Genomic DNA, 25829 nt, shown 5'->3' with positions numbered 1-25829 from the left:
GAGATCTCGTGACTCAGCCATTGCTGGAGGTCGAGGATCTCCACGTGGAATTCCGCACCCGCGACGGTGTCGCCAAGGTGCTCAACGGCGTTTCGTACCACGTCTCGGCGGGCGAAACCCTTGCGGTGCTGGGTGAATCCGGCTCCGGCAAGTCCGTGACCGCACAGACGATCATGGGCATCCTGGACATGCCGCCGGCGTTCATCACCAAGGGCACGATCAAGTTCCGCGGTGAGGACCTGCTGACCAAGTCGGCGGACGAGCGGCGTGAGGTCCGTGGCGAGGGCATCGCCATGATCTTCCAGGACGCCCTGTCCGCCCTGAACCCCGTGTTCACCGTCGGGTTCCAGATCGAGGAGCAGCTGAAGGTCCGCCGCGGGATGTCCAAAGCGGACGCTCGCAAGCGCGCGATCGAGCTCCTGGACCAGGTGAAGATCCCGAACGCCAAGGGCCGCGTCGCCGACTACCCGCACCAGTTCTCCGGCGGTATGCGGCAGCGCGCGATGATCGCGATGTCGCTGGCGCTCGACCCGGAGCTGCTGATCGCGGACGAGCCCACGACCGCGCTGGACGTCACCGTGCAGGCCCAGATCATGGACCTGCTGGCGGAGATCCAGAAAGAACGCGACATGGGCATGATCCTGATCACCCACGACCTCGGCGTCGTCGCCGACGTCGCGGACCGGATCTCGGTCATGTACGCGGGCCGCATCGTCGAGCACGCCGACGTGTACGAGCTGTTCCGCGCGCCGGGCCACCCGTACACCGAGTCGCTGCTGGAATCGCTGCCGCGCCTGGACCTGAAGGGCCAGGAGCTCAAGACGATCAAGGGTCTGCCGCCGTCGCTGACCAACATCCCACCCGGCTGCCCGTTCAACCCGCGCTGCCCGCGCGCGTTCGACAGGTGCGTCACCGAGGTGCCGGCCGTGCACAACCTCGGTATGGGACGCACCAGCCGGTGCCACATCGCGGAGGAGGTTGTCGCTCGTGGCTGAGCCAATCCTCGAGGTCGAGAACCTCGTCAAGCACTTCCCGGTCCGGGTCGGCGTGCTGTTCAAGCGCACCGTGGGCCACGTCAAGGCCGTCGACGGCGTCTCGTTCGCGCTGAACAAGGGCGAGACCCTCGGCGTCGTGGGTGAGTCCGGCTGCGGCAAGTCCACCCTGGCCCAGGTGCTGATGCGCCTGGAGCCGCCGACGTCCGGCATGGCCCGCTTCGAGGGTCGCGACATGTTCGCGATGAAGGGCGCGGAGCTGCGCAAGCTGCGCCGCGACATCCAGATCGTGCTGCAGGACCCGTACACGTCGCTGAACCCGCGCATGACGGTCGGCGACATCGTCGGTGAGCCGTACGAGATCCACACGGAGGTCGCGCCGAAGGGCGACCGGCGGCGCAAGGTCCAGGAGCTGCTGGAGATCGTCGGCCTCAACCCGGAGCACATCAACCGGTACCCGCACCAGTTCTCCGGCGGTCAGCGCCAGCGCATCGGCATCGCCCGTGCGCTCGCGCTGAAGCCCAAGGTGATCGTGTGCGACGAGCCGGTGTCCGCTCTGGACGTGTCGATCCAGGCCCAGGTGATGAACCTGCTGGGTGACCTGCAGAGCGAGATGGGCCTGTCGTACGTCTTCATCGCCCACGACCTGTCGGTGGTGCGCCACCTGTCCGACCGCGTCGCGGTGATGTACCTCGGCAAGATCGTGGAGATCGGCACCGAGGACGACATCTACGAGCGTCCGATGCATCCGTACACGCAGGCCCTGCTGTCCGCCGTGCCGGTGCCGGACCCGACCCAGCGCGGCCGGCGCGACGTCATCCGCCTGACGGGTGACGTGCCTTCGCCGATCGACCCGCCGTCGGGCTGCCGGTTCCGCACGCGGTGCTGGAAGGCGCAGGACATCTGCGCGACCGAGGTGCCGGAGCTGGTGCCGCGCAACGGGGGCCACCCCGCCGCGTGCCACTTCGCCGAGGAGCGCGCGGTCGTCTGAGAAGTTCGTGGTCTGGAGGGGTCGTGCCCGCGGGTACGGCCCCTCTTCCGTTCGCGGCCGCGGTGAGCGAGTCGGTGCTAGCTTGGTTCCGGCGCTGACGATCTACCTGGGGAGCAGGCATGTCCGAGCCTGATGACGGTCTCATCCCTCCACCTCCTCCGAGCTTCCCGCGCGAAATCCCGTGGGAGGCCGATCACGACTACGACGAGGCGGACGTGGACCCCCGTCTGGCTCCCGGACAGCCGTTCGGCCACCCGCCCGCGTACCACGACTCGGAGCGTCTGCAGCCGCCTCCCGTGTCCGGCAGCATCGACTAGTGGTGCCGCAGACGATCGGGGCACTCGCCTCGTTCCTCGCCCTCGTCGCACCCGGCATCGTCTTCGAGCTCCTGCGGGAACAGCGGCGAGCGGGCCCCAAGGAGACGGTCTTCCGCGAGGCCTCGCGCGTCGCGCTCAGCAGTCTCGCCTTCACCGTGGCCTCGACCGCGATCCTGCTCGGGGTGCACGCCGCCACCGCGAAGTGGTTCGGCTGGAGGCTGTTCGCCGACCTGACGGCGCTGGTCGCCAAGCCCGACTACGTGAAGCAGAACGTGGCGCTCGTCGCGTACAGCGCGGTCGCGGAGCTGGTGCTGGCGTGTGCGCTGGCGGCGGCGTTCGACACCGTGCTGGCCCGCAGGCGGCAGCAGCCGCGGTCGCTGGGCAAGCAGTCGGCGTGGGTCAAGGTGTTCCGGGAGGACCGCCCGCCGGGCACGGTGTGCTGGGTGCACGTGATGCTCGAGGACGGCGCCTCGTTCTTCGGCTTCCTGCGCTCGTACGACGCGGCAGGCGACCCGGACACCCGCGAGATCGTCCTGGAGGGGACGAAGCTGACCTACGTCGGCGAACCCGTCACCGGCGGCGACGAGAAGAAGGTCACGGTCATCGGCCGCGACTGGGAACGCGTGGTCATCCCCGGTTCCCGCATCAAGTTCATGCGCGTGCAGTACCTGGACGCCGAGTCGGGCGAACGCGTCGACTCCGCCCGGCGCCCGGCCAGCGAGGTCAGCGACGACGCAACACGTCGAACGCCCGCCGAGCCGGCGCCCGCCCCAGGAACTCCTTGATCGCGAGCGCGCACTCGCGCGGGCTGCTGGTGCTGGTGTCGCACTCGAAGTCGTAGAGGCCGTGCTGGTGGACGTGAGGGAGCTGAGCGGCGGCCTGCCCCGGCGTCCGGTCACCCCTGGCCCGCTCGCGCCTCTCCAGCTCGTCTGGAGGGCAATGAACGCCCACGAAGACGACGTCGAGGCCCTCCATCACCTCCAGACAGTCCTGCAGGCGCCACGGCTCGCTCAGCACGTGGTCGACCACCACGTCGTTGCCCGCCCGGGCCATCCCGGCCACCGCGCGGTGGAACCCCGCCCGCGTGCGGCGCAGGACCTCGGCCAGCTCCAGCCCGTCGAGTTCCAGCGTCCGCTCCACCGCCCGCAGCGCACCGAAGGCGTCGACGCTCAGGTGGAAGTACGGGGTGTCCAGCACCTGCAGCAGCTGTTCGGCGATGCTCGACTTCCCCGAACTGGACGTCCCGTTCAGGAAGATGATCAGTGGTTTTCCCTGACCAGCTCGGTGATCGACACACCGGGGGCGACCTCGCGCGTGCCGATCTCGACGAATCCGTGCTTGCGGTAGAGCCGCAGCGCGGGCTCGTTCTTCGTGCCGGTGCTGACGATCGTGCGTTCCGCCGGCCCCGCCGCGTCGATCAGCTGCGACGCGATGCCGCGCCGATGCGCCCGCGGGTGCACGAACATCCGGCAGATGTCCAGTTCGGACTCCCTGCGCACGAACGCGATGGCGCCCGCGAGGCCTTCCTCGTCGTAGTAGCCGAGGAACTCGTGCTGTGTCGCCCTGAGGTCGTCGCGCGACTCCAGCAGGCCGGGAATGCGGTCGAAACCGATGATCTCGGCCTCAACCGCGTACCCGAGCCGTTGCACGGTGAAGACCTCGTCCAGCACCGCGTCGTCGCTCAGATCAATCCGCTTGATCACGTGTTGCTCCCAAGATGAGGTTGATGAGGGGAGCGTTCATAAACCTGACGTTTATGAACGCTCCCCTCATCAACGGGCACGAGGCCTGTCACGTCGACCCCGCCTTCCGAATGCAGACGGGTGGTCGCGTCCGTGCCTGCGCGGCGGCGTAGGCCGCACGCAGTTCCGCGACCACGGCATCAGGCTTCTTGCGAAGGCGCGATGGCAGCGTCTGCACAACACTGATGCCGACCGCGGCATACCTGGAGTTACGCTCCAGGGTCCTCGCGTAAGCGTCCTTGCTGTAGTGGAACTCGCTGCTGTCGATCTCCCAAGCGAGTCCGACTTCGTCGCACCATGTGTCCGGCATACCTACGTAGTTGCCGTTCTCATCCACGATGACCACATTCCGATGTGGAGTGGGCAAACCTGCTCGGTGCCAGAGCTCCAACGCGTCGGCCTCCGCGACTGATCGCACGCCCAGGTCGATTTCACCCAGTACACGTCGCGGCAATGCGGTGCCTCGCTTCGTTCCGGTGTCCAGTTCGCCCCGAAGCTGGTCTACATCGGTCTGTCCGCTTTGTACCGCTTCGATCAGGAGAGCTCGAACGGCATCGAGATCCCGGATTCGACGAACGCCGTCCAAGACCGCTCGTGGCGGCGGAGCTAGCGGCACGCCGTCCCGATACATCGCCACAGGAAAGAACCGGGTGCGTTCCAGGACCGTGAAGCCGGAGCTGAGCACGCGGCTCTCGTGTGGGATGAGCAGGTGTACGAACTGGGGATCCGGGCCAGTTCGAAGGCCGTACAGACGTGCAGCCTGGAATCCGGTGACGACAGCTTGATGCTTCGCAAACGTGAGCGCCGCTTCGATGCGTTGGCGTGTTGTCGGCAGTGACCTGGCCAACATCACCACGCCAGGTAGGAGATGACGCCACCGCCCGCCCGGCTGGCACTGTCGATACGTCGTTGTCTGGCTGATTCCGAGGGTCTCGAGGACGGATGCTCTGATCACGCCGAAGCGGCTGTGCTTCCACAGCTCGCTCTCGACGCGATCCCACGCTCCCCGATCCATGAGGACATGGTGCCCATCACCCCTGACAATTCCGGATGCGCGCTGGATGGGGGGAGCTTTCATGAACCTGAGGTTTATGAAAGCTCCCCCCATCCAGCACTCGGTGGAGTGAGGATCACATGTTGGACGAGTTCCGCACGAAGGCAGCGAGGTCCTCGGACTGCTGGATCCGCGAGGGCTCGTGCACGTACATCATGTGGCCGGCCGGGTAGTAGGCCGACTCGATGTTCGCGGTGAGCTCCTTCGGGATCTGCAGGTGCGCGAGGAGGTGCTCGGCCGCGAAGTACGGCGTGGCGCCGTCGTACCAGCCGAACGCGACGTGGACCTTCAGGTGCGGGTTGGCGCGCATCGCGGCCGAGAGCTTGCCCGCGGTCGTGACGTGGCGGCCCTCGAACTCCTTGTACGACCACTGTTCGATGGCGCGCGAGAGGATCTCGTACGGCAGGTCGTTGGAGTAGCCCAGCTCGGCGTGCAGGTAGTGGTTCAGCGTCGCCGAGTACGGGCCGAGGATCGCGTCGATGGACGGGTCCGCGGAGATCTCCTCGCGGCCGTAGTCCTTGTCCCAGCCGGTGAAGCGGCCGTCGAGGCGGCCGACGGTCTTGCGGTCGCGGCGCAGCAGCTCGGTGAAGAACCGGATGTGTTCGATGCGCAGGTCGACCGCGTCCACGTAGTCCTCGGACAGGCCGGTCAGGCGCGCCAGCTTCTCGATCGTCGCGGTGCGTTCCACGTCCGAGAGCCGGTTGCCGCGGGCGAGGGCGTAGGGGTAGTCGCGGACGGCGAACTCCTCGGCCTCCGCGAGCACCTCCTTCAACGGCCGCTCGCCGTGCAGGCCGTGGTAGTGCGCGATGGCCGCGTACGTGGGCAGGAAGAGCGTGTAGCCGAGGTCGTGGCCCTCGTTGAACTCCAGCGTCGCGAAGTCCAGCACCGAGGAGATCAGCATGAGCCCGTTGAGGTACATGCCGTGCTTCTTCTGCAGGTGCTCGGCGAGGCCCGCCGCCCGCAGCGTGCCGTACGACTCGCCGCAGATGAACTTCGGCGACATCCACCGGCCGTTGCGCGACGTCCACAGCCGGATGATCTCGGCGATGGAGTCGATGTCGGGCTGGTAGCCGTGGTAGCTGGCGGGCTTCTCGCCCTCCGCGGCGCGGGAGTACCCGGTCGACACCGGGTCGATGAACACGAGGTCGCTCTCGCCGAGCAGCGACTCCTCGTTGTCCGTGATCCCGTACGGCGGCGCGGTCAGGTTGCCGACGTCGCCGCTCAGCACGCGGCGGGGGCCGAGGAGCCCCATGTGCAGCCAGAGGCTCGCGGATCCGGGCCCGCCGTTGAACGCGAACGTCACCGGCCTCTTCAGCGGGTCGGCGCCGTCGAGCGTGTACGCGGTGAGGAACACCTCTGCCTTGGGCTTGTGGCCCTCGAACACACCGTCCTTGAGCACTTCTTCCCTGAGCACGACACGCCCGGCGGTGGCGGTGTAGTTCAGCTCGCGGCCCTTGACGGTGATGCTGTGCTGGGTGGTGACCAGGTCATCAGCAGGAGACACGGGCTTCTCTTCGGTCTTCTCCTCGGACATAGGAGCAACACTACGGAACTCGACGATCGAATAATCGCCTGCCGAGCGTGTCCGCGCCTGGTCGCGTGGCGCGAGTCCGTCGCCGCCGTGAAACGTGCCGCGTTCCGCGACCAGACCTACTGGGGCAAGCCGGTCCCGGGCTTCGGGCCGATCGACGCCTCACTGCTGATCGTGGGCCTCGCGCCGGCCGCACATGGGGCGAACCGGACAGGACGCCTGTTCACGGGCGACCCGTCCGGCGACTTCCTCTACCGCGCGCTGTACGAGGCCGGGCTCGCCTCCCAGCCGGACGCCTGGGCGCGCGACGACGGGATGGAGCTCTACGGGGTGCGGATGGCCTCACCCGTGCGCTGCGCACCACCCGCGAACAAGCCGACGGCCGAGGAACGGGACCGGTGCTCGGTGTTCCTGCGCGAGGAGCTCGGGCTGATGAAGTCGCTGCGGTCGGTGGTCGTGCTGGGCGCGTTCGGCTGGCAGGCGTTCCTGCCGCTGCTGGGGCCGGAGCGGCCGAAGTTCGGGCACGGGGTGGAGGTGGAGATCGCGGGGCTGCGGGTGTTCGGGTGCTACCACGTGTCGCCGCACAACACGTTTACCGGGAGGTTGACCCAGGAGATGCTGCAGGACGTGCTGAGGCGGGCAGCGGACAGCGCCAGACCCTCAAGTTGACCAAAGGATCATTTCAACCGGGCCGAACCGTGTAAGGCTGATCCGCATGAAGTGGTTGCGGGCCGGGGTGGCGGTGGCGGCGTTGCTGATCGTCGTCGTCGCGGCCGGCGGTTCGTCGCCGGTCACGCTCGTCAACCGACTCGATGACCGGCCACCGGGGGAGTACCGCGCACCGGCGCTGGAAGTGCCGCTGCCGCAGGAGCTGCCGGACGTGGTGGTCGTGCCGTTCACGGTGTACCTCCTGGTCCTCACCGGGCTGGTCCTGTTCGGACTGGTCGGCATCATCCTCGCGATCGAGGTGCCCCGCTGGCGCCGCCGTCGTGGCGTGCGCGGCGTGGAGGTCGAGGACTTCGAGGCCGGCACGTCGGCGCCGGTGATCCAGCGCGTCGAGAAGGCGTTGCAGGAGTTCACGAGCCATCCGCAACGGCCACCGCGCGACGCCGTGATCGCCGCCTGGCTCGCGCTCGAAGAGGCCGAACCGCGCAAGCCGCACCAGACTCCGACCGAGTTCACCGAGAAGCTCGGCGTCGACGCCACCGTGCTCAGGAACCTCTACCAGCGAGCACGCTTCGGACGTGAGGAAGTGACGGCCGAACAAGCGGAAGCGGCGCAACAGGAACTGGGCCGCATCATCCGGGAACTCGCATGAAAACCGCGCTGGCGCTCGGCATCGGGGTGGTCATCGGCGTCGTCATCTGGCTGCTCGGCGTCGAACCGTTCTGGGCGACGGCGCTGGCCGTGCCGCCGACCGCGTTCGCCGTGCTGGTCAGCAGGCTGCCGCGCGCCACGGACATCGTGTGGAGCTCTGACCCGCCGCCGCCCGGCTCGATCAGCACCGCGCACGCCAGCACGCTCGCGAGCAGGCTGGCGGAGGCGGCGGAGAACCCGAGGCGCTACCAGGAACGGTTCCGCGCCCGGCTGCAACGACTGGGGATCGACGCGGCCGAGATGCCGGACCCCGTGGAACTCGCTGAAAGGCTCAGGAGGGTCGAGTGACAATCGCTGTGGAGGCCAAGGCCGTCCTCGACGAGGTCGGCAAGGTCGTCGTCGGCCGCACCCGCACCGTGCGGCTCGCGCTCGCGGCCGTGCTGGCCGGCGGGCACGTGCTGCTGGAGGACGTGCCGGGGCTCGGCAAGACGCTGATCGCGCGGTCGCTCGCGCAGGCGCTCAGCCTGGAGTTCCGCCGCCTGCAGTGCACGCCCGACCTGCTGCCGGCGGACGTCACAGGGTCGTTCCTCTACGACCCCGGCAGCCGCGAGTTCGAGTTCCACCACGGGCCCGTGTTCACCGGGCTGCTGCTGGCCGACGAGATCAACCGGACGCCGCCCAAGACGCAGTCCGCGTTGCTGGAGGCCATGCAGGAGCGGCAGGTCACGGTCGAGGGGCGCACGTTCCCGCTGCCGAAGCCGTTCCACGTGCTGGCGACCTCGAACCCCGTCGAGTACGAGGGCACCTACCCGTTGCCGGAGGCGCAGCTCGACAGGTTCCTGGTGCGGCTCGACATCGGCTATCCGCCGGCCGAGGAGGAAGTCGAAATCCTGCGCCGGCGGATCGCGCGGCAGCAGGAGGAGACCGAGGTGCCGCCGGTCCTCGCGCAGGGACGCCTCGCCGAGCTGCAGGCCGAGCTCGAACAGACCACTGTGGACGACGATCTCCTGCGGTACTGCGTCGATCTGGCCGTCGCGACGCGGCAGCACCCGTCCGTCGAGGTCGGCGCATCGCCACGAGGCGCCCAGGCTCTCGTGCTCGTCGCCCGTGCCGTGGCCACTTTGGACGGACGTGTTTACGTGACGCCGGAGGACGTCAAGGAGTGCGCGGTGGCCGTTCTCGCGCACCGGCTCGTGATGAAGCCGGAGACGTGGACGTCCGGCGTGAACGGGGTGCAGGTCGTCACCGAGCTGCTCGGCAAGGTGCCGGGCCCGCCCAGCTCATGAGCAGAGCCGACAAGATCAGGGAGGCGTTCGCCGAGTCGCACGGCGCGCACTGGCACCCCACGGACGCGTACTCGCGTGCCGTCTGGCTCGGTGCAGGGCTCGTCGTGGCCGGGATGTTCCTGCACCAGGTCGAGCTGGTGCTGTTCGGAGTCCCGCTCGTCCTCTCCGTGCTGCTCACGCACAAACCGGAGGGCACGCCGACGGTCAGCGTCCGCCCGGTGCCGCGAGGAGCGGGCGCCGGTGTCGTGCACACCGTCGCGCACGTCGACGGCGCGGACGCGGAGATCGCGGTGATCAAGGTGCCGGGTGGACCCCGGGCCGTTCCGGCGCACTCACCCGACCTGCCGGTGAAGATCCGGCGCGACGCGTGGGGCCCAGGGGTCGATCTCCGGCTGGACCACCTGTTCGCCGGACCGGACGGCATGCACGTCTACGGCCCGATCGTCGGCACCGAGCACGTCCGCACGATCCTGCCGCCGGTCGAGCACCACCCGTCCGGGCCGCTGCCGCCGAGGCCGGCCGGTCTGGTCGGCATCCACCGCTCGCCGCGCGCGGGCGACTCGACGGAACTGCGCGACATCAGGGCGTTCCAGCCGGGCGACCGGCTCAAGCGCATCGACTGGCGCGTCACCACCCGCACCGGCACGGTCCACGTCCGCGAGCGGCACGCGGAGGCCGACGCGGAGATCGTGCTGGCCATCGACACGCGCACGGACGTCGGCGCGGACGTGGCGGACTGGTCGTCTCCGCACTACGGCGCCACGGCACGTCCTGACGGCAGCCTGGACCGCGCGGTGCGCCAGGCGGCGTCGATGGCCGCGGGCTACCTCAGGCAGGGCGACAGGGTGGCGCTGATGGACCTGAGCCGGCCGCAGCTCAACGTCCGGTCCGGGGTGGGGCGGCGGCATCTCATGCGAATCCGCACTCAGCTCGTCGTGTGCGTGCAGGCGGCCGGTTGGGCGTCACGGGTGGCGTTGCGGAAGCTTCCGCACGGAAGCGTGGTCGTGCTGCTGTCGCCGTTCCTCGACGACGAGATCGCCGAACTGGCCGTGCAGACCCGGAAACACGGTCACCTCGTGCTGGCGATCAACACGCTGCCGCTGCCGCTGAAGCCCGACCGGGAGACGCCGTGGGGTGAGGTGGCCGCCGAGATGATCGCCGCCGAGCACCGGCTGCGGCTGCGGCGCATGACCCAGCACGGGGTGGCGGTGACGCGGGAATGTTGATGCGACTGGCGATCGTGCTCGCGGCGTTGCCCGTGGCGCTGATCCTGCACCTGGAGTCCGAGACGATCGCGCCGCTGGTCATCGTCGCGGCGCTGACCGCGGTCTCGGCGCTGATGCCGGGAAGCGCCGGGCCGGCGTTGCTGATCGGCTACGCGGCGGTCGCGATGGCGTTCGGCGACGGGCATCCGTTGCGGCTCGGTGTGTTGCTGATGATCCCCGCGCTGCACCTGATTCACGTGACGTCCGCACTCGCGGCGGTCGTTCTGGCGAAAACGAGAATCGAGGTCGCCGCGCTGAAAGCTCCGGCACGCCGGTTCGCCATTGTCCAAGCGATCTCATTCCTTGTCGCGGCGTTCGCCGCGTTCGTCCCGTCAGGGCCTCACATCGGGCTCGTCGAGCTGCTCGGACTAGGCTCTCTGACGGTCGTCATCGCGGTCGTGGCGCTGAGGATCTGAATCGCTCCTCTCAGCGAGTTTGGCTCGTGTTCAGCCTGAAGCGCAGGTCACCCGGCTGGGTGTTGCGCATCACCTGGCGACGGTAGTCACAACGGGCCACTTGGACGCGCGAAAAAAGGGGTCTCGGTGCGACCATATGTGTATGGCTGCTGTGAAGTCGCAACCCACGCGGATCGTGATTGTCGGTGGTGGGTACGTCGGGATGTACACGGCTCTCGGACTGCAGAAGAAACTGCGCTCCGGTGAGGCATCTGTCACCGTCATCGACCCGCAGCCGCACATGACCTACCAGCCCTTCCTGCCAGAGGCGGCGGCCGGCTCCATCGAGCCGCGCCACGTCGTCGCCCCCCTGCGCAAGGTGCTCAAGCGCTGCCACGTCGTCACGGGCCGCGTCACCAAGATCGAGCACGCGCGCAAGATCGTGACCGCCGAGCTGTCTGACGGCCACGTCGAGGAGATCGAGTACGACGTTCTCGTCTCCGCGCTGGGTGCGATCTCCCGCACGCTCCCGATCCCCGGCCTGGCCGAGGTCGGCATCGGCATGAAGACGATCGGCGAGGCGATCTACGTCCGCAACCACGTGCTGTCGCGCCTCGACCAGGCAGCGAGCACGAACAACGCGGACCTGCGCAAGAAGCTGCTCAGCTTCGTCGTGATCGGTGGCGGCTTCGCGGGCATCGAGACGCTCGCCGAGCTCGAGGACATGACGCGGTATGCGCTTCGGTACTACGAGGGCGTCAAGCCCGAGGAGATGAACTGGGTCCTCGTCGAGGCCGCGGGCAGGATCATGCCCGAGGTGTCCGCGAAGCTCGGCGCCTGGACCGTCGAGGCGCTGGAGAAGCGCGGCATCAAGATCTACCTCGACACCCGCGTGAAGTCGCTCGAGGGTGGCCACGTCGTCCTCGACGACGGCACGGAGTTCGACTCCGACACCATCATCTGGACCGCCGGCATGAAGGCGAACCCGGTGCTGCGCAACACCGACCTGCCGCTCGACGAGCGCGGCCGCGTCCGTTGCACCGCCGCCATGCAGGTCCAGGGCCTCGACGGCGTGTGGGCCGCCGGTGACTGCTCCGCGGTGCCGGACCTCTCGCGCATCGAAGAGGACCCGACGGCGACGTGCGTGCCCAACGCGCAGCACGCCATTCGTCAGTCGAAGCTGCTCGCCAAGAACATCGTCGCGTCGCTGCGCGGCCAGAAGCCGAAGGACTACTTCCACAAGTACCTCGGCTCGGTCGCCGGCCTCGGCCTCTACAAGGGCGTCGCGGACGTGTTCGGCCTGCGCTTCAAGGGCGTCGTCGCATGGTTCATGCACCGCAGCTACCACGTGATGTTCATGCCGACGGTGAACCGCAAGTTGCGCGTGCTGATGGACTGGACGCAGGCGCTGTTCTACGGTCGCGAGGTCGTCGCCCTCGGCCAGATCAACGACCCGAAGTCGGACTTCGACCGCGCTGTCCAAAGCTGACCGTTACTCCCTGTGAGTGGTGGGGTGCCCCGAGCGTTATCTCGTTCGGGGCACTTCGCTGGTCCGGAGGCGGAACTTAAGCGCCCAATCGGAGTAAAGCTTCGGGGGTCACCTTGACATTGCGTTACGTGAACCAGAGACTACCGCTGGTGCATCACCTGAATGCGTGATTCGCCTGTGTGGGGAGAGAGGTGATCCGCGATGTCTCTCGAGGAGCTGGCCGCACAGCTTCGTCGTGGCGAGATCGAGGACCCCGCGTTGGCGCAGTACGCCGCAGAGTACGCGCAGGCGGGGAAGAGTTTCCGCAGCAAGAAGGACGATTGAGCAGGTCGGCTGACGGGCGGGTGCCGGGAGCCCCGTCCGAGGCTGCCAGGCCGTTGCTGCTGCAGGGCCAGGACTACCTCTTCCGCTCGCCGCCCAAATGCCTGGACTTCCAGGAACAGGTGCACCGCCTCGGCATGGTCGACGAGGGCGACGGCAACCCCCAGCCCTGCGTGCTGGTACTCGCCCGCGCCGCCGACATGGAGATGAACGAGCTCTCCATCGCCCTGGCAGAACGCGGCATCCGCATGGCCCGCATCGACGCCGACCGCTGCGTCGACCTGCCTCTGTCGGTGTACACCGACCAGCCCCTGATCGAGCTCGACCGCTGGCTGCTGCGCCCACTGCTGGTGTGGCGCCGCCACTTCGAGCTCTCCGCCGTGCCAGTCGAGCCCGGAACCCTGGCCGGCGCCTATGCCGTCGATCAATGGGCCTCAGTGGCCAACTGGCTGTCTTCACGCTCCGACTGGGCTCACGTGAACCCTTCGCGCTTCTCGACCCATCTGGACCGTCTGACGCAGCTTTCCGACGCCTCTTCTTTCGGCTTGCGCGTGCCACGCACGGCCGTGACGACGCGTCCGGGCCGTACGCGCCCCGGCGGCGGCCGTTGCATCGTGAAGACAGCAGGCCGCCACCTCCTCGAACCGCGCCCCGGCGTGCAGCACGGCCTGTTCCCGCGCCCGCTCGAAACGTCGCGCGCCTCAGACGCGCCCGAGCCCGCCCCGGTGATCGTCCAGGAGTACGTCCCGTCCGACACCGAGCTGCGCGTGTTCGTGGTGGGGGAGCGGTGCCTGGCTTATCAGGTGGACAAGCTCGACCCGGCCCAGCTGTGGGTCGACCCCGACGCCGTCCGCGTGACGCCGACCTCGATCTCGTCCTCCCTGTCCGACCGCCTGCTGGCCCTCGCACGGCACTGGCGCGTGCAGGTGGCCGCGTTCGACCTGCTCGTGACAGGCAACGACCACGTGTTCCTGGAGATCAACGTCAACTGCGACTGGCGCTGGTTCGAGCACCGCGCGGGCGACAACTCGGTCTCCGCGGCCGTGCAAGACTGGGTCGCCCTGCGCTTCAAGGAGCTGCTCGGAGCGGGGAGGGCACGCTGATGTTCGGGGCCGTTCGATGCTTACCGGGCTGGTCGCTCTAGTCCAATTCGCTGGGCCGTGCGGGCGAGAAAAGACCATCCGCTCACACAAGCCGACGATCAAGGCCTAGGCTCCCCGTCGCCCCCGTAGCCCAATCGGTAGAGGCAGGTCCCTTAAAAGGATCACAGTACGGGTTCGAATCCCGTCGGGGGCACCATCTGTCATGCGGTGCCTGAACAGGCGTTTTGTGGATCTCAGGCAAGGCTTCGGCGATCCTTTCGGCGGTACCCGCTACCTCCGATGGTGCGCTGAGGGAAGCCGGAGAGTAATCAGAAGTTGATCATGGTCATCGTTCAGGTGGACGCTGAGCTGAGTGATCTTGAACAGGCGTCGTAGCAGCAGGTCAGTTGCGTTGTTGAGGTGTGCGCCCAGGTGTCACGTCACCTCTGGGCGGTGTGGTGGGTTTCGTTGGACTCCGGCGTGTCGGCAGGTGTGGTCTTCATCACGAGTTTTCTTCGACCGCATCGTCCACAGGTTCAACCGGATGCCGAACTGACGCTGACCCGGCGGTGGGCTTGTCCGGCTCCGAGACACGAACCCGATGCCCGACGGTCTCTGGCACCTGCCGTCAGGCAAGCTCGACGCGGGCGAGTCGGTCCTCGACGCCGCGGTTCGTGAAGCGGAGGAAGAGGTTGGCGTCCTCGTCGAGCCCGGTGACCTCCGGCACGTCCACACGCTGCACGTCAACGGGTCCGGGCCGGAACCGCGTCTCGGCCTGTTCTTCGAGGCTTGCCGCTGGAGCGGCGAACCCGTCAACCGCGAGCCCGAGAAGTGCTCGGGCGTGCAGTGGTTCCGGCTCGATGGCCTGCCCGCCGGACTGATCGCGTACCCAGCGGCCGGACTTGCGGCCTATGCCGCTGGGCACACGTTCGGGCTGCACGGTTGGCATGACTCCGAGGCGACCGGGCGCGGTCAGCCTCCGTGGTGGTAGCCCCAGCGGGTCTTGCCGTCCTTGCCCATGTAGCACTTGGCCGGGCGGCCGTCCAAGGTCCTGGTGGTCGCTCCCACCGGTGAGCAGTACTGGCCGAACTGGACTCCTCCGGCCGGCGGCCGCGGCTGTGGCTGGGTGGTGGTTCTTGCCGTTTCGGTCCAGGACAACACCATCGAGCGTCTGACGAGTGGCTACCAGGTCGGGCGGGCTGTCACGCCACCGTCCACCACGAGGTCGTGGCCCGTGATCCACGACGCGAGGTCGGAAGCCAGGAAGACGCACGCGTTGCCGATGTCCTCCGGCGTGCCCAGCCGACCCAACGGCGCCGCGGCCTCCCACCGGGCAACGCCTTCCGGCCACTGCTCGGAGATGCCGGGTCGGGCGATCAGTCCGGGCGACACCGTGTTCACGCGGATGCCGCGCGGCCCGTACTCCAGCGCCGCCGCCCGCGCGTGCATGATCAGCGCGGCCTTCGAGGCGCTGTAGTGGGCGTGGCCAACAGCCGGATGCGTGCCCTCGATCGACGCGATGTGCGTGATCGAGCTGACCTGATGCCGCGCCGCGGCCTGGGTGACGGCGAACGGGGCCGTCAGGTTGGTGTCCACAACGGACTGCCACTGCTCGGTTGTCATGTCCGGCAACGGTTCCACGGGCTGCACGCCCGCGTTGTTGACGACTGCGTCCAGTCGGCCGTGCACACCGAAGGCGTTGGAGACCACGCGGTCAGCCGATGTGCGCAGGTCGCCGTCCACAAGGCCGCGGTGGCGAACGACCAGAGCGCCGGCGGCCTCGAAGCGTGCCGCGATGCCCGCGCCGATCGTGCCGCCGGCGCCGGTGACCAGGACGACCCTGCCGCTGAGATCGATCACGTGACGATGCCCTCCAGTCGCTCGGCGAGCCACGAGACGACCTCACCACGGCCCGCCACGAAGCCGTCGCGCCCGACCTCGACGAACTCCCCGCCCGCCGCGCGGACGAGGACTGAGCCCGCCGCCACGTCCCACGGGTGGATGCCGAGGTTCGCCGCCGCGTCCGCCCTGCCCGCGGCGACCCAGGCGAGCGACAGCGCGGTCACGTAGACGCGGCGCACATCTGCGACGGCCATCAGTTCGGCCAGCAGCTCCATCTCGCCGCGGTAGGGGCTGCCGGGCAACGGGATGTCGGTCAGCACGAGTGGTCGTGGGCTCACACCCGGAGTGATGGTCAGGCCGGACGAGCGGACTTCGAAAGGCACGCCCACCGCCGCCGTGAACAGCTCGTCGCGGAACGGGTCGAGCACGCAGCCCGCGACCAACGAGCCGTCGACAGCCGCCGCCACCGAGATGCATGACAGCGGGAGGCCGCGCACGAAGTTCCGCGTGCCGTCGATCGGGTCGACGTACCAGGTGATCCGCGCGGAAGCCGAGCCGAGCTCCTCGCCGACGACGGCCGAACCGGGAGCGCCGTCGACGAGAGCCTGCCGCAGGAATGCCTCGACTTCGAGATCAGCCGAACTGACCTGGTCGAACGTGCCCTTCGCCGCCACGTCGACCCGAACCTCGTGCAGCAGCTTGGCGGCGTTCACGCACGACTGCGTGGCCAGTGCGAGCAGATCCCCAGGAGTCACGGGGTCCATTGTCATCTGTCGCGAACACGGCTGGACGACTCCGGGCCGAGCAGCTCGGCCTCCAGGCGGTCGGCCGCCGATCACGTAGGACATCGGCCGACTCCGGCGGGTCAGCCCCACGGCTCCTTCGCGCACCGAATCTTGCCGGGACAGCTGCGCAGCAGCTTCACGACGGGCGGCCGGGTGATCTGCGCCGGTGCGTGGGTGGCGCCGCGCGGCCACTTCACCGAGATGGCCATGGACGACGCGTTGTTGTCGTAGTTCTTCTCCAGCAGCACACGGTCGGGGTTCGCGACCGTGACCACGTCGTAGATCCCGGAGGCGATACGGGTGATGTCGAGCCACTGGAACTCGACCCCGTACTTGTAGTCGTCGCCCTTGCCGACGGAGATCCCGAAGAACACGTCCAGCGCGGCCGGGTTGTGGTGCTCGCACTTGTGGCCACCGAGCGCGTGCGCGAGTGCGCCGGTGTGGCTCTCGCGGCCGCCCGGGAGGTGGGCCAGCGATCCGGCGTCGACGCTGGTGTAGCGGTCGCCGAGGCAGAAGCCGTTCTTGCGGTCGGTCACGACGGTCTCGCCCGACGGTGTCCGCAGCTGGAAGTACTCGAAGCCCATCAGGTGCCAGTGCTGGTGGGCCGCCGCCGGCTCGTAGTACGCCCAGGCGGGCGTGTGGTGCTGCGTCTCGGCGAACGTCATAGGGATCGGCCCGTCCACTTCGGACTGGATCGCCTGGCGAACGGCCATGTGCGGCTGGGCGGTGCTGTCCCGGTGGGCGTGCACGAGGAACGGGCCGTCGCCGATGTTGTCCACCGATGTGGTGAACCTCAGGCGTACCGCCTTGATGTCGCCCGCCGCGACGCAGGGGCCACCCGGTGAGGACGGGTCGGTCACCATGCAGACGTCCCAGGCCTTGCATTTGCCTGCGTCGCCGTCGTACCCGCCTGGGCAGCCCACGGGAGCCTGCCTGAGGTCCGGCAACATCGGAGTGGCGGCGGCGTGTGATGACGCGGTGAGTGCGGAAGCGGTGATCGCGGCGATGACCACCGCGACAGATCTCTTGAACACCGTCACACATTAGTTGCGCGGCAACGGCTTCTGCTGCCAGTGACACCGGAGCGTCACCCGATCGACTGACACGCAAACAGAAATCGGGCCGTCGAGAACTAGGGTGCGGCCGGTGAAAAGAGGCTCCGTCACCCTGGTGTGCGGCACGCGGCCGGAACTGATCAAGCTCGCTCCGCTCATCCGCCGGTTCGGCGAGAACGCCGCGGTCGTCTACACAGGACAGCACTACGACACGTCGATGTACTCGCGCATCCGCCAGGACATCGCGGAACCGGGCAGCTTCGTCGAGCTGGGCCTTGGCGGTGGACGCCGGGGTGCCCAGCTCGGCAACGCCGTGGCGGCACTGGACGCGCACTTCGCCGCAGAACCACCCGATGTGGTGATCGTGCAGGGCGACACCACCTCCGCGCTCGCGGGCGCGTTGGCCGCCAACGCGAACGACGTGCCGCTGGTGCACGTCGAGGCTGGCCTGCGCAGCTACGACCGCGCCATGCCGGAGGAGCACAACCGGGTCACCATCGACCACCTCGCCGACCTCTGCTGCGCGCCGACGCCGATCAACTTCACCAACCTGGTCGCGGAGGGCGTCACCACGGACCGGATCACAGTCACCGGCAACACCGTGGTGGAAGCGTTGGAGGAAGCGCTGCCCAGCCACGACGACTCGCTGCGGCTGATCTCCGGGCTCGGGCTCCGCGCCGACTCCTACGTGCTCGCCACGATCCACCGGCCGGAGAACGTGGACTGCCGGGAGAACCTCGGGACGATCCTCGGCGAGCTCGTCCAGCTGCCGTTGCCGGTCGTGCTGCCCCTGCACCCGCGCACCGCGAAGCAGGTCGCCGCCTTCGGTCTCGGCCGGTTGCTCGCCGGGCTGCACGTGCTCGAGCCCCAGTCGTACAAGGACTTCCTGTCACTGGCTCGCTGGGCGGCCGTGCTCGTGTCCGACTCCGGTGGCGTGCAGGAGGAGGTCAGCGTCCTCAAACGGCCGGTCGTCGTGGTTCGCCGCAGCACCGAACGGCCCGAGATCGAGGGCACGTTCGGCACGCTCGTGCCGCCGGGCCCCCGAGTGCGGGCCGAGGTGCTCAAGTGGCTCGACGACGTGAGCGGGCACCGCACCCGGCTGGCCGGCATCGCCTCGCCCTACGGCACCGGTTCGCCGTCCGGGCTCATCGAGGCCGCGGTGCGCAGGATGATCTCCGACACCCGGTTCGCCAGTCCCACGCTGGAGTTCCAGCTCGTCACCGAGGGGTAGACGTGAGCGGTGGTGGCGAGCAGCAGCGGCGTGCCCGCCACCTCGATCGCCGGCCGCTGCGCGAGATAACCCACCGGGTACACCGGTTCCACGAACGGGGCGCGGAAGACGTGCACCTCCTCGACGTCCAGCCCGGGGTGCAGTGACCGCAGCTGCTCGGTCCACCGTGCCGCGATCGTGCGCTCGTCCTCCTGGAACAGCGGCGAATCCCGGTCGGTGTAGCGCATGACGTACGCGAAGTGCCGTCCGTCGACCGGCCCGGTCAGCGGCGACATCTCGACGACGCCGTCGAACTCCGTGCCCGAGCGCAGCACCGGTGCCCAGTAGTGGCCGGACAACGGTTGCCGCAGCACGAACAACGCGTTCACGACGCCCTGGTACCGCAGGTTCACCTGTGGCAGCAACGGTGCCAGCTTGGCGTCCGCCACCTGCCGCAACGCGGGCAGCGGCAGGGTGGACACGATCCGGTCGGCCTCGATCGTCTCGCCGTCGAGCTCGACCGACCCGTTCCGCAACACCCGGACCGGTGCGGACGTCCGCACGATCCCGCCGTGCGACTCGATCGAGGCCCTCAGCGCGTCGATGATCGTCTTGTAACCGCCGTGAGGATAGCCGCGCACGGCGACGTTGCGCTCCCTGCCCAGCCGCTGCCACAGGTACAGCGCGGGTACGTCACCGAACGCCGCACCGAACTTCGACCCGAACAGGGGACCGAAGAGGTCGCGCCAGACCCGGTCGCCGTACAGGCCGCGCAACCAGTCCTCGGTGCGCAGGTTGTCGAGGTCCTTGCCCTTGCCGAGCCGGCGGAGCAACAGCGACACCGCGCCGAACCGGACCCGGTCGACAACACCCAATGCGGTGAACTTCAACAGGTCCAGCGCCGAGTTGAACGGGTAGTGGCGGCCCTCGACGATCATGCCCATGCTGGTGCGTTCCCAGCGGACGTGGTCACGCAGCCCGACTTCTTCCAGCAGGGCAAGCAGATCGTCGTCGCTGGGCATGACGCAGTGGTAGAAGCGCTCCACCCACCGGTCGTGCCACGGGAAGAACGTGCCGAGACCGCCGAGCTGGCCGGTGCTCTCCAGCAACGTCACGGGCGTGCCGGCGCGGGCGAGCCGGTGCGCCACGGCGAGGCCGCAGATGCCGCCGCCGATCACCACGGTTTGCATCACAGCTCCCGGTACGGAGCCGGGGTGAGCCGGTCACGCGCCAGCAGCCGGACGTACTGCACGATCGTGCGGCGCAGCTTCAGCTTGCTGGGCCCCTGTTTGCGGTCGTAGCGCAGCTCCAGCGGCACCTCGGTGATCACCGGGTGGCAGTGCCTGAGCTTGAGCAGCAGCTCGACCATGCAGGCGAAACCGCGTTCCTCGACGAGCCGTTCGCCCCAGTGCGTGCTGGCGCGGGTGAGCAGGCTGACCCGGTAGGCGCGGAAGCCGCTGGTGAAGTCGTGCACGTCGACGAGCCCGAGCACGCGGCGGAACAGCACGGCCGCGCCGCGCGACAGCATCCGGCGGAACAGCGGGGCGGTCTTGTCGTCACCGCCGTCGACGAACCGCGAGCAGATCACCACGTCGGACCCGGCGATGATCTCGTTGCCCAGCTTGGTGATGAGCGAGGGGTCGTGCGTGTCGTCGGCGTCCATCACGACGATGAAGTCGTCCTCACCGGCGTCGCCCAGCGCGGCCCGCAGTCCTGTTTGGACGGCCTGGCCGAGGCCGAGGTTCACCGGGTGGCGGACCAGCCGGACGTCCAGCCCCGCCGCCTCGGCCACGTCACCGGTCCCGTCCGACGACCCGTCGTCGACGACCCACACCGTGACCTGCTCGGTGCGGGCGACCTCGGCGATGCGGTGCAGCAGCGACGGCAGCGATGCCGCCTCGTTGTAGGCGGGCAGCACGACGTGTGCGCGACCCCGGACCCGTGTCGCGACTGCCGTCGCGGGTCTCGGGCCGGCCGTCGGCGAGGTGCGGACCTCGCGTCCGTCGACTGTCATCGAACCCCCATTTCATCGAGTCTCAGAGCGGCGGCGAGAATTATTCGCACGCCTGGCCGTAAATTTCGGTCAGCCCCCCGGCTGTGTTTTGCTCATGGCAGGGGATTGGAAGGCCTAGCTGATTCCGGATGTAATTCGAAAGGGGTACGAGTGTTCCTCGAACGGGTGACGAGATGGCTCGCTGCCGACATTCTCGGAACATTCTTTGCCCAGATGACCTCGATCGGGTGATCTCGAATGAGACAAAGCGCTGAGGCGGAGTCGAGCGTGGGTCTTCCCCTGGAAGAGTGGTTCCCCGGCGAGCTGACCGCCCCGATGGCGCCAGTGCGTGACGACGTGCGGCCACGAAGTCTGCTCGGCCGGGTCAACGGGGTGGCAGTGCTGCTCGTCCTGGTGGATCTGATCGCACTGCTCGTGATGACGACCGGCGGCGGCATGGCCGCGCCGGTGGCGTTCCTGCTCGCGAGCGCCCTGCTGGGCGTCCGCGCGTCCGGGCGGATCTACCGCAGACGGCTGATGCTGTCGTGGCTGCAGGACCTGCCGCGCTCACTCGCCACGACCGCGATCGCGTTCGCCGCGGTGAGCGTCGCGCTGCTGGCCGCCGGCTGGCCGCCGGAGGTGCTGCTGCAGCTCAAGGTGGGTGTGGTCGCCTTCACCGCGGTGGGGGAGCCGGCGAGAGCGGCGGTGTTCGCGTTCGGGCGGTGGTGCCGTCGCCGGTTCGACCGCTGCGACCGGACCATCGTGATCGGCGCGGGTCAGGTCGGTGCGGACCTCGCCGAGGTCATGCTGCGCCATCCCGAGTACGGCCTGCGCCCGGTCGGGTTCATCGACCCCGAACCGCCGGGCGACCGGAAGCTGCCGGCCGATCTCCTGCACGACGACCTGGCGACGGCGATCGACAGGCTCGGCGTCGGCACCGTGGTGATCGCGTTCTCGCACGCCGTCGACTCACCTCTGGTCGACGCGGCCGTGACCGCACACCGGCTCGGCTGCTCGACGCTCGTGGTGCCGCGGATGTTCGAGCTGCACCAGGACGGGCCGGACGTCGAACGGCTGCGCAGCTACCCGTTGCTGCGGCTGAGCACGGCGCCGACCGCCAGGCCGACGTGGTGGATCAAGCGCCTGGTGGAGCGGTCGCTCGCGCTGCTCGCACTGGTCCTGCTCTCGCCGGTGATCGGGCTGTGCGCGCTGGCGGTGCTGCTCGAGAGCGGCCGGCCGATCATCTTCAAGCAGGTCCGCGTCGGCATGGACGACCAGAAGTTCGTGATCTACAAGCTGCGCAGCGTCCGGCAGACCGGGGTGGACGACTCGGACGTCCGGTGGTCGGTGGTCGGAGACTCGCGCGTCGGGCCGGTCGGCGGGTTCCTGCGCCGCACCTCGCTCGACGAACTGCCGCAGTTGTGGAACATCCTGCGCGGCGACATGTGCATCGTCGGGCCGCGGCCGGAAAGGCCGGGTTTCGTTCGCCAGTTCTCCGCGATCCACGAACTATACTGGGCCCGCCATCGGGTCCCCACCGGATTGACCGGGCTCGCCCAGGTCCACGGATTGAGAGGTGACACCTCGATCGTGGACAGATCTCGGTACGACAACTACTACATCGCAAATTGGTCGCTGTGGCTGGACGTCAAAATCGTGCTGTTGACAGTGGGTGAGCTGTGTTGCCGAAGGAATCGCTGACAGGTCGCGTGCTCGCGCGGTCTCTGGTGGCGCTGCTGGTGTTCACCACGACCGCGTGCACGTTCCTCCCGGTCGAGGAGCGGGCGGCGCAGGAGAGCCTCGCCCCGCCGGAACCGTCGCTCGTCAGCGCTCCGCCGCCGAAACCGCTCGCGCCGTGCGCGTGGTGGTACGGCATCGGTGCGAAGCCGACGTCGTTGCAGCTCAAGTTCGCCGCGCAGCACTACAGCCTCGTGGTGCTCAACGCGTGGGAGACGGCGGCGCTCAAGCGGCTGCGCCAGCTGAACCCCAAGCTGAAGATCTTGATGTACAAGGACTTCTCCAGCACCCGCAACTATCCGGGCACCGTCGACAACGGCGTCGACGCGAAGCACCTGCCGACCGGGCTCGGATACGCCGCCACGGAGAAGGTCCACCCGGAGTGGTTCGCAGTCGACACCTCGGGCCAGCGGATCGAGTGGAGGGGCTACGAGAAGCACTGGCAGATGACCGTTTGGACCGAGGCCTACCAACGCGCGTGGACGACCGCGGTCGTCGAGGAGGTCGTTCGCGAGGGCTGGGACGGAGTGCTGGCGGACAACGACTTCAGCTCGCTGAGGCACTACTCGCCGGCAGTGCTCAAGGGCACCGCGGACGTCGAGGCCACCGACCGGCTGCTGCGCGACGGCTTCGACTCGTTCCTCGGCATCGCGGGCGACGAACTGCACAAGGCGGGGAAGATGCTGATCCCCAACGTGTCCGAGTCGCACCTGCGGCCCGGCCGGTGGACCGCGCACTCCCGGTACGACGGGGCGATGGAGGAGAACTTCGGGCTGCGCGACGACGGCGCCACCGGCGAGCTGCTCACGTTCCGCGGCAACGAGTGGAAGGAGCTGCGCGCTCAGGCCGCACTCGGGGAGTCCTGGCTGTTGCTGGTCACCCACACCGCCAGCTCGCGCGAGGAACGCGTCGGGTACGCCACTGCGGCGCTGCTCGCCGGGCCGTACACCTGTTGGAACGGTGCGACTCCCGACTACAAGAACCCGGCGTGGTCGCAGTACCAGGAGGCAGGGCTCGGTGAGGCGGTCGAGACCGCGAGCCGGTTGCCCACCGGCTTGTGGACACGTCAGTTCAGCAACGGCTGGGTGGTGGTGAACCCGACCGCCAAGCCGGTCCAGGTGACCCCGCCGCCGGGTCTGGTCGACATCGACGGGACGCAGGTGGCCAGTCCGTTCGAGCTGCCGGGAGCGGACGCGAAGGTGCTCGTCAAGCCGAAGGTGCCAGGTGTCACGACGACTCCGCCGGTCAAACCGCCGACGGTGCCGACGACCACGACGAAGCCGGCACCGAAACCGGCGGAGACGCCGGTCAGCTGAGTCCGCGGTACAGCTCCAGGTGCCGCCGGGCGCACACGTCGGGGCTGAAGCGTTCGTTGGCCCGCGCGGCCAGCAACCGGCCCGTGTGAGCGGGATCCGGGTCGGCGAAGAGCGCGCGCAGCTGCTTGGTCAGCGAGGTGACATCGCCCGGCCTGGCGAGGCGGAGGGCGGTGCCGGACACGTCGAGCATGTCCGGCACGCCACCGGTGTCCGTTGCCACCACGGGCTTTCCGGCGGCCATCGCCTCGGCGACGACCAGCGGTTGCTGTTCCATCGTGGACGGCAGGACCAGCGCGTCGTGCTTGCGCAGCAGCTCCGGCACGTCCGCGCGGAAGCCGAGGAACTCGACGGGCAGTCCTTCCGCGAGCTGTTCACACCTGGCACGCAGCGGGCCGTCGCCGGCGACCGTGAGCGTCGCGCCCGGAGGCAGTGCCCCCGGCAGTGCTTCCAGCAGTGTCGGCAAGCCCTTGCGTTCCACCAGAAGACCTGCGAACAGCAGGCGGCGCACCGGGGCGGTGGGCGGTTCGGCGGCGCCGATCGGGACACAGTTGTCGACGTGCGCGATGCGGTGAGCGGGCACGCGCAGGCGTTCGCGGAGGAACTTGCCCATCGCGGGTGCCGGCACCACCGTGCGGTCCACGCGGCGCGCGACAAGGGCGTCGGCGGCGAGCACTGCCATCGCGTACGTCGACGGCCTCGGTGCCCGTGCGGCACCGCGGAACCACGGCTCGCCCACGTCGTCCGGCACACCGTGGTAGGTGTGCACGACCGGGATGTCGCCGAGCCCGGCACACACGAGCCCGCTGCGGCGGTCCTGCGCGTGCACGACGTCCGGCCGCCACGCCCGCAGTGCCGCGCGTGCCTGACGGCTGGCGCGCAGATCTCCCTTGCTCGGCACCGAGATCTCCTCGTGCTCGACCAGGTGCGCGTCGCGCGCGGGAACCGGGCCGAACACCTTGACCTCGGCCTCGCCGGACGCCTGCAGTGCGGCAGCGAGGCGGACGGTGACGTCGACCGGGCCACCCCGGTCCTGCGTCAGCAGGTACGCGACCCTCATCGGGCGTCTCCTTCGAGTTTTTCCACGAGCGTGATGATCTGGTCGGTCATCCGGGCGCGGTCGAACAACATCTCGGCGCGTCGTCGTCCGGCGTGGCCTTCCCGGTGTGCGAGTGACGGGTCAGCGAGCCGGGTGGCGAGCGCCTGCCCGAGTGCGGCGGTGTCTTCTCCTGGCACGACCGCCCCGGCCGATCCGAGGCTCTGCCGCACCCCGTCCACGTCGAACGCGACGACGGACCGCCCGCAGGCCATCGCTTCCAGCGGCACCAGCGCCATGCCCTCGGCACGTGACGGCAGCACGACGACATCCGCAGCCGCGTAGAAGTCCTCGACGTTGTCGCTGTGACCCCACCACAGGACGGACTCCTGGCCGTTCTGCCAGGCAGTCCTCATTGGACCGTCGCCGACCAGCACGAGTTGGGCGTGCGGGACGTCGGCGAGCACGTCCGGCCAGGCGGCGAGCAGGAGGTCCTGGCCCTTCTGCGGCGCCAGCCGGCCGACGCACACCGCGGTCGGGCGCTCCGGCAACCCGAGCCGCCGTCGTGCCGCGCTCCGGTCTGCCGGCCGCAGCCGCGTGGTGTCGATGCCGTTGCACACGACCTCGGCCGGTGTCGTCACGCCGGCCGCGCGGCCGGTCGCGAGCTCGTCGTCGCTCACGCACACCAGCTGGTGCGTCCACCGGGAAGCGAACGCCTCCCAGCGCACGCACATCCTCCGCAGCAGTCCGTCCGCGAGCCGGAACGACCACAGGTGCGGCTGGAAGATCGTCGTGGTCCGGCCGCGCACCGCCAGGCGCCCGGTCAGCCCCGCCTTCGAGCTGTGCAGGTGGATCACGTCAGGACGCAGGTCGCGGAGCACTTTGCGCAGCCGCAGCGTTTCGAGCAGTGAGGCCGGTCCTGGGGAGCGGGTCGCGTGCCACGGATGCGTGGGGATCCGGGTGGGGAGCCAGCCGTGCGGAGGGCACACCACGTGCACGTCCCAGCCTGCCGCCCGTTGCGCCTCCGCGAGATCGAGCACGACCTTCGCGACGCCCGCTTCGACCGGTTGCGTCAC

General features: G+C 68.9%; 28 protein-coding genes and 1 tRNA gene. 18 read left to right on the top strand and 11 right to left on the bottom strand.

Annotation, left to right across the window (positions count from 1 at the left end):
* The first annotated feature begins 8 nt into the window (after positions 1 to 8).
* The 4 genes from ABFX45_RS09115 (at position 9) to ABFX45_RS09100 (ending at position 3085) form a co-directional block, all read left to right on the top strand.
* Entirely contained in the window at positions 9 to 995 is a 987-nt protein-coding gene (locus tag ABFX45_RS09115) for an ABC transporter ATP-binding protein (RefSeq protein WP_112228872.1), read from the top strand.
* The gene (locus tag ABFX45_RS09110) at positions 988 to 1983 is read left to right on the top strand and encodes an ABC transporter ATP-binding protein (RefSeq protein WP_109632148.1); all 996 of its coding nucleotides are present in this window, start codon (positions 988 to 990) and stop codon (positions 1981 to 1983) included. Before ABFX45_RS09115 ends, ABFX45_RS09110 begins: the two co-directional genes overlap by 8 nt.
* Positions 1984 to 2102: 119 nt before the next feature.
* Complete coding sequence (locus tag ABFX45_RS09105; protein ID WP_346128968.1) at positions 2103 to 2300, top strand: hypothetical protein; 198 nt, start codon at positions 2103 to 2105, stop codon at positions 2298 to 2300.
* Positions 2300 to 3085, top strand: a complete 786-nt coding sequence (locus tag ABFX45_RS09100) for a DUF6338 family protein (RefSeq protein WP_346128966.1) — start codon at positions 2300 to 2302, stop codon at positions 3083 to 3085. Before ABFX45_RS09105 ends, ABFX45_RS09100 begins: the two co-directional genes overlap by 1 nt.
* Here ABFX45_RS09100 and ABFX45_RS09095 read toward each other — a convergent pair.
* The 4 genes from ABFX45_RS09095 to ABFX45_RS09080 form a co-directional block, all read right to left on the bottom strand.
* Positions 3024 to 3551, bottom strand: coding sequence for a chloramphenicol phosphotransferase CPT family protein (locus ABFX45_RS09095; protein ID WP_346129115.1), 528 nt, complete (start codon positions 3549 to 3551; stop codon positions 3024 to 3026). The genes ABFX45_RS09100 and ABFX45_RS09095 overlap by 62 nt on opposite strands.
* 8 nt (positions 3552 to 3559) lie before the next feature.
* The gene (locus tag ABFX45_RS09090) at positions 3560 to 4003 is read right to left on the bottom strand and encodes a GNAT family N-acetyltransferase (protein WP_346128964.1); all 444 of its coding nucleotides are present in this window, start codon (positions 4001 to 4003) and stop codon (positions 3560 to 3562) included.
* A gap of 88 nt (positions 4004 to 4091) precedes the next feature.
* Entirely contained in the window at positions 4092 to 5057 is a 966-nt protein-coding gene (locus ABFX45_RS09085) for a hypothetical protein (protein WP_109632158.1), read from the bottom strand.
* A gap of 115 nt (positions 5058 to 5172) precedes the next feature.
* Complete coding sequence (locus tag ABFX45_RS09080) at positions 5173 to 6630, bottom strand: S10 family peptidase (RefSeq protein ID WP_346128961.1); 1458 nt, start codon at positions 6628 to 6630, stop codon at positions 5173 to 5175.
* Positions 6631 to 6660: 30 nt separating this feature from the next.
* Here ABFX45_RS09080 and ABFX45_RS09075 point away from each other — a divergent pair, with 30 nt between their 5' ends.
* The 11 genes from ABFX45_RS09075 (at position 6661) to ABFX45_RS09025 (ending at position 14773) form a co-directional block, all read left to right on the top strand.
* A complete protein-coding gene (locus tag ABFX45_RS09075; protein ID WP_346129113.1) occupies positions 6661 to 7296 on the top strand; it encodes a uracil-DNA glycosylase in 636 nt (211 codons plus the stop codon).
* A gap of 46 nt (positions 7297 to 7342) precedes the next feature.
* Positions 7343 to 7945, top strand: a complete 603-nt coding sequence (locus tag ABFX45_RS09070) for a DUF4129 domain-containing protein (protein WP_109632162.1) — start codon at positions 7343 to 7345, stop codon at positions 7943 to 7945.
* Positions 7942 to 8292, top strand: coding sequence for a hypothetical protein (locus ABFX45_RS09065; RefSeq protein ID WP_346128959.1), 351 nt, complete (start codon positions 7942 to 7944; stop codon positions 8290 to 8292). Before ABFX45_RS09070 ends, ABFX45_RS09065 begins: the two co-directional genes overlap by 4 nt.
* Positions 8289 to 9230, top strand: coding sequence for an AAA family ATPase (locus ABFX45_RS09060; protein ID WP_346128957.1), 942 nt, complete (start codon positions 8289 to 8291; stop codon positions 9228 to 9230). The genes ABFX45_RS09065 and ABFX45_RS09060 overlap by 4 nt, the downstream gene beginning before the upstream one ends.
* Positions 9227 to 10456 (top strand): DUF58 domain-containing protein, encoded by a 1230-nt coding sequence (locus ABFX45_RS09055; protein ID WP_346128955.1) that lies wholly within the window; start codon positions 9227 to 9229, stop codon positions 10454 to 10456. Before ABFX45_RS09060 ends, ABFX45_RS09055 begins: the two co-directional genes overlap by 4 nt.
* Positions 10456 to 10911: a hypothetical protein gene (locus ABFX45_RS09050; RefSeq protein WP_346128953.1), complete on the top strand. Its 456-nt coding sequence runs from the start codon at positions 10456 to 10458 to the stop codon at positions 10909 to 10911. Before ABFX45_RS09055 ends, ABFX45_RS09050 begins: the two co-directional genes overlap by 1 nt.
* 142 nt (positions 10912 to 11053) lie before the next feature.
* A complete protein-coding gene (locus ABFX45_RS09045) occupies positions 11054 to 12379 on the top strand; it encodes an NAD(P)/FAD-dependent oxidoreductase (RefSeq protein ID WP_109632172.1) in 1326 nt (441 codons plus the stop codon).
* 201 nt (positions 12380 to 12580) lie between these two features.
* Complete coding sequence (locus ABFX45_RS09040; RefSeq protein WP_255353474.1) at positions 12581 to 12703, top strand: hypothetical protein; 123 nt, start codon at positions 12581 to 12583, stop codon at positions 12701 to 12703.
* Complete coding sequence (locus tag ABFX45_RS09035) at positions 12700 to 13803, top strand: ATP-grasp domain-containing protein (protein WP_346128950.1); 1104 nt, start codon at positions 12700 to 12702, stop codon at positions 13801 to 13803. The genes ABFX45_RS09040 and ABFX45_RS09035 overlap by 4 nt, the downstream gene beginning before the upstream one ends.
* A gap of 119 nt (positions 13804 to 13922) precedes the next feature.
* Positions 13923 to 13999 (top strand) — tRNA-Leu (locus tag ABFX45_RS09030).
* 384 nt (positions 14000 to 14383) lie between these two features.
* Entirely contained in the window at positions 14384 to 14773 is a 390-nt protein-coding gene (locus ABFX45_RS09025) for an NUDIX domain-containing protein (protein ID WP_346128948.1), read from the top strand.
* Positions 14774 to 14964: 191 nt separating this feature from the next.
* On the opposite strand, the gene ABFX45_RS09020 is transcribed toward ABFX45_RS09025, so the two are convergent.
* From ABFX45_RS09020 to ABFX45_RS09010, 3 genes are all read right to left on the bottom strand, one after another.
* Positions 14965 to 15642, bottom strand: a complete 678-nt coding sequence (locus ABFX45_RS09020) for an SDR family NAD(P)-dependent oxidoreductase (RefSeq protein WP_346128946.1) — start codon at positions 15640 to 15642, stop codon at positions 14965 to 14967.
* Complete coding sequence (locus ABFX45_RS09015; RefSeq protein WP_346128944.1) at positions 15639 to 16379, bottom strand: inositol monophosphatase family protein; 741 nt, start codon at positions 16377 to 16379, stop codon at positions 15639 to 15641. The genes ABFX45_RS09020 and ABFX45_RS09015 overlap by 4 nt, the downstream gene beginning before the upstream one ends.
* Before the next feature lie 110 nt (positions 16380 to 16489).
* Positions 16490 to 17443, bottom strand: coding sequence for a lysyl oxidase family protein (locus tag ABFX45_RS09010; RefSeq protein ID WP_346128942.1), 954 nt, complete (start codon positions 17441 to 17443; stop codon positions 16490 to 16492).
* 112 nt (positions 17444 to 17555) lie between these two features.
* Between ABFX45_RS09010 and wecB the strand changes: the two genes are divergently transcribed.
* Positions 17556 to 18695: a non-hydrolyzing UDP-N-acetylglucosamine 2-epimerase gene (gene wecB / locus ABFX45_RS09005; protein WP_346128940.1), complete on the top strand. Its 1140-nt coding sequence runs from the start codon at positions 17556 to 17558 to the stop codon at positions 18693 to 18695.
* On the opposite strand, the gene ABFX45_RS09000 is transcribed toward wecB, so the two are convergent.
* Positions 18584 to 19864 (bottom strand): NAD(P)/FAD-dependent oxidoreductase, encoded by a 1281-nt coding sequence (locus tag ABFX45_RS09000; protein WP_109632180.1) that lies wholly within the window; start codon positions 19862 to 19864, stop codon positions 18584 to 18586. The genes wecB and ABFX45_RS09000 overlap by 112 nt on opposite strands.
* Positions 19864 to 20688, bottom strand: coding sequence for a glycosyltransferase (locus ABFX45_RS08995; RefSeq protein WP_109632182.1), 825 nt, complete (start codon positions 20686 to 20688; stop codon positions 19864 to 19866). The genes ABFX45_RS09000 and ABFX45_RS08995 overlap by 1 nt, the downstream gene beginning before the upstream one ends.
* Positions 20689 to 20955: 267 nt before the next feature.
* Here ABFX45_RS08995 and ABFX45_RS08990 point away from each other — a divergent pair, with 267 nt between their 5' ends.
* Both ABFX45_RS08990 and ABFX45_RS08985 read left to right on the top strand, forming a co-directional pair.
* Positions 20956 to 22368 carry an exopolysaccharide biosynthesis polyprenyl glycosylphosphotransferase gene (locus ABFX45_RS08990; RefSeq protein WP_346128937.1) on the top strand — a complete coding sequence of 471 codons (1413 nt, stop codon included), beginning with the start codon at positions 20956 to 20958 and terminating at the stop codon, positions 22366 to 22368.
* Entirely contained in the window at positions 22350 to 23720 is a 1371-nt protein-coding gene (locus ABFX45_RS08985; protein ID WP_346128935.1) for a putative glycoside hydrolase family 15 protein, read from the top strand. The genes ABFX45_RS08990 and ABFX45_RS08985 overlap by 19 nt, the downstream gene beginning before the upstream one ends.
* Here the strand turns inward: ABFX45_RS08985 and ABFX45_RS08980 are convergent.
* Both ABFX45_RS08980 and ABFX45_RS08975 read right to left on the bottom strand, forming a co-directional pair.
* Positions 23713 to 24777 carry a glycosyltransferase family 4 protein gene (locus ABFX45_RS08980; RefSeq protein ID WP_346128933.1) on the bottom strand — a complete coding sequence of 355 codons (1065 nt, stop codon included), beginning with the start codon at positions 24775 to 24777 and terminating at the stop codon, positions 23713 to 23715. The genes ABFX45_RS08985 and ABFX45_RS08980 overlap by 8 nt on opposite strands.
* Positions 24774 to 25829, bottom strand: coding sequence for a glycosyltransferase family 4 protein (locus ABFX45_RS08975; RefSeq protein ID WP_346128931.1), 1056 nt, complete (start codon positions 25827 to 25829; stop codon positions 24774 to 24776). The genes ABFX45_RS08980 and ABFX45_RS08975 overlap by 4 nt, the downstream gene beginning before the upstream one ends.

The sequence above is a fragment of the Lentzea roselyniae genome (genome assembly GCF_039537795.1).
GTDB lineage: Bacteria > Actinomycetota > Actinomycetes > Mycobacteriales > Pseudonocardiaceae > Lentzea > Lentzea atacamensis.
Note: the sequence above shows the minus strand (reverse complement) of the source record. Positions and strands in the feature narration are given on the sequence as shown.

Bases quoted from the DNA above. Each gene is read 5' to 3' on its own strand.
- ABFX45_RS09000 (WP_109632180.1), bottom strand. From the start codon at position 19,864: ATGCAAACCGTGGTGATCGGCGGCGGCATCTGCGGCCTCGCCGTGGCG.
- ABFX45_RS09045 (WP_109632172.1), top strand. From the start codon at position 11,054: ATGGCTGCTGTGAAGTCGCAACCCACGCGGATCGTGATTGTCGGTGGT.
- ABFX45_RS09065 (WP_346128959.1), top strand. From the start codon at position 7,942: ATGAAAACCGCGCTGGCGCTCGGCATCGGGGTGGTCATCGGCGTCGTC.
- ABFX45_RS09050 (WP_346128953.1), top strand. From the start codon at position 10,456: ATGCGACTGGCGATCGTGCTCGCGGCGTTGCCCGTGGCGCTGATCCTG.
- ABFX45_RS09055 (WP_346128955.1), top strand. From the start codon at position 9,227: ATGAGCAGAGCCGACAAGATCAGGGAGGCGTTCGCCGAGTCGCACGGC.
- ABFX45_RS08995 (WP_109632182.1), bottom strand. From the start codon at position 20,688: ATGACAGTCGACGGACGCGAGGTCCGCACCTCGCCGACGGCCGGCCCG.
- ABFX45_RS09070 (WP_109632162.1), top strand. From the start codon at position 7,343: ATGAAGTGGTTGCGGGCCGGGGTGGCGGTGGCGGCGTTGCTGATCGTC.
- ABFX45_RS09085 (WP_109632158.1), bottom strand. From the start codon at position 5,057: ATGGATCGGGGAGCGTGGGATCGCGTCGAGAGCGAGCTGTGGAAGCAC.
- ABFX45_RS08980 (WP_346128933.1), bottom strand. From the start codon at position 24,777: ATGAGGGTCGCGTACCTGCTGACGCAGGACCGGGGTGGCCCGGTCGAC.
- ABFX45_RS09080 (WP_346128961.1), bottom strand. From the start codon at position 6,630: ATGTCCGAGGAGAAGACCGAAGAGAAGCCCGTGTCTCCTGCTGATGAC.
- ABFX45_RS09040 (WP_255353474.1), top strand. From the start codon at position 12,581: ATGTCTCTCGAGGAGCTGGCCGCACAGCTTCGTCGTGGCGAGATCGAG.
- ABFX45_RS09025 (WP_346128948.1), top strand. From the start codon at position 14,384: ATGCCCGACGGTCTCTGGCACCTGCCGTCAGGCAAGCTCGACGCGGGC.
- ABFX45_RS09105 (WP_346128968.1), top strand. From the start codon at position 2,103: ATGTCCGAGCCTGATGACGGTCTCATCCCTCCACCTCCTCCGAGCTTC.